Genomic DNA, 1,601 nt, shown 5'->3' with positions numbered 1-1,601 from the left:
GGCGGCACAGAGCCTGATATGAACCCAAAACTTCGCGCCGCAATAGCTGCAGCCAAGGCGCAAAATATGCCAAAAGACAACATCGACGCGGCGATAAAACGCGCCAGCGGCAAGGACAGCGCGGATATCAAGACTATCTTTTACGACGGCAAAGGCGCTCACGGCGTGCAAATCATCGTCGAGTGCGCTACCGACAACCCGACTCGAACGGTCGCCAACGTCAAGGCGATATTTAGCAAAAACGGCGGCGAAATTTTGCCTAGCGGAAGCTTAAATTTCATGTTTACGAGAAAGAGCGTTTTTGAGCTTGATATGCCAGCAAAAGAGCTTGACGAGATCGAGCTAGAGCTCATCGACTTTGGTCTAACCGAGATCGAGGAAGAAGACGGCGTACTCTATATCTACGGCGATTACGCAAGCTTTGGCACGCTAAGCGAAGGTATCGAAAAGCTGGGCCTAGAGGCCAAAAAAGCCAGCCTGCAATACATCGCAAACTCGCCCGTAAGCCTAGACGAAGAGCAAATGAACGAGCTAGAAAAACTACTCGATAAGCTTGAAGACGACGACGACGTGCAAGCGGTTTATACAAATATCGAATAAATTTAAGGAACAAAATGAGAAACGACGAACTAAAAATCTACGACATCGACGCGGCCGAGCTTGCTAAGCTCAAATTTGCCGTTATCCACACGGAAAAGGGCGATATGAAGCTCGAGCTTTACGGCGACGAAGCGCCGCAAGCGGTGACGAATTTTGCCACTCTTGCTAAAAGCGGCTTTTACGACGGATTAAATTTCCACCGCGTGATACCAAATTTCGTGATCCAGGGCGGCTGCCCGCACGGTACGGGCACCGGGGGGCCGGGCTGGCGCATAAAATGCGAGTGCGTAGGCCAAAAACACAAGCATAAACGAGGAGCGCTATCTATGGCGCACGCGGGTCGCGACACGGGCGGAAGTCAGTTTTTCGTCTGCCACAGCGCGCAGCCGCACCTTGACGGCGTGCATACGGTGTTTGGACAGATCGTGGATGAGCAGAGCCTAAAGACGCTAGATAGCGTCAGGCAAGGCGACAAGATAAACTCAATCGAAATTTTAGAGAGTTTGTAAAATTTGATTAAATTTGCGGCGGAGGTTAAAATTTGACCAAAATCGCCGCGATTTTATCTTTTTATATAAATTTATTTGTTAAAATACCTTTTTAATAATTTTTAAAGGACACCTCTTGAACCCAAGCGTTTCAAACGCGGCAAAACCGCAAAAACCTTTTCTTATTAGAATGTTTACCAACCTAGCGTTTTGGGTGGTTTTCGGCATCGTCGCGGGTATCGCGGTCGGCATGATCTTCCCCGATCTAGGCATCGCGAGCAAGCCTGGCATCGACTACTTTATCAAAGCCTTAAAAGCTCTCATCGGACCGATCATTTTCCTCACGATTGTCTCAGGCATCATTGGGCTTGAGAGTATGAAGGAACTGGGCTCTATCGGACTTAAAGGATTTATTTACTTTGAGGTCGTTAGCACCATAGCCCTTGCCGTGGGAATAATCTTCGGCGAGACGCTAAAGCCTGGTCACGATATGCACCTTGACTACACGCAGCT

At 48.8% G+C, this 1,601-nt stretch carries 3 protein-coding genes; all 3 read left to right on the top strand.

Annotated elements, in window-relative coordinates; genetic code table 11:
* Window positions 1-600, top strand: a 600-nt coding sequence (locus Q0338_RS08995) for a YebC/PmpR family DNA-binding transcriptional regulator (protein WP_298086455.1), incomplete at its 5' end; no start/stop codon positions are given.
* 14 nt (window positions 601-614) lie between these two features.
* Entirely contained in the window at window positions 615-1,109 is a 495-nt protein-coding gene (locus Q0338_RS08990; protein ID WP_298086454.1) for a peptidylprolyl isomerase, read from the top strand.
* Between the two features lie 115 nt (window positions 1,110-1,224).
* The coding region (locus tag Q0338_RS08985; RefSeq protein WP_298086453.1) for a cation:dicarboxylase symporter family transporter at window positions 1,225-1,601 on the top strand (377 nt) is incomplete at its 3' end.

The organism is uncultured Campylobacter sp., assembly GCF_938018145.1.
In the GTDB taxonomy this organism is placed as follows: domain Bacteria; phylum Campylobacterota; class Campylobacteria; order Campylobacterales; family Campylobacteraceae; genus Campylobacter_A.
This window is presented reverse-complemented; position numbering and strand designations above follow the sequence as displayed.

Bases quoted from the DNA above. Each gene is read 5' to 3' on its own strand.
- Q0338_RS08990 (WP_298086454.1), top strand. From the start codon at position 615: ATGAGAAACGACGAACTAAAAATCTACGACATCGACGCGGCCGAGCTT.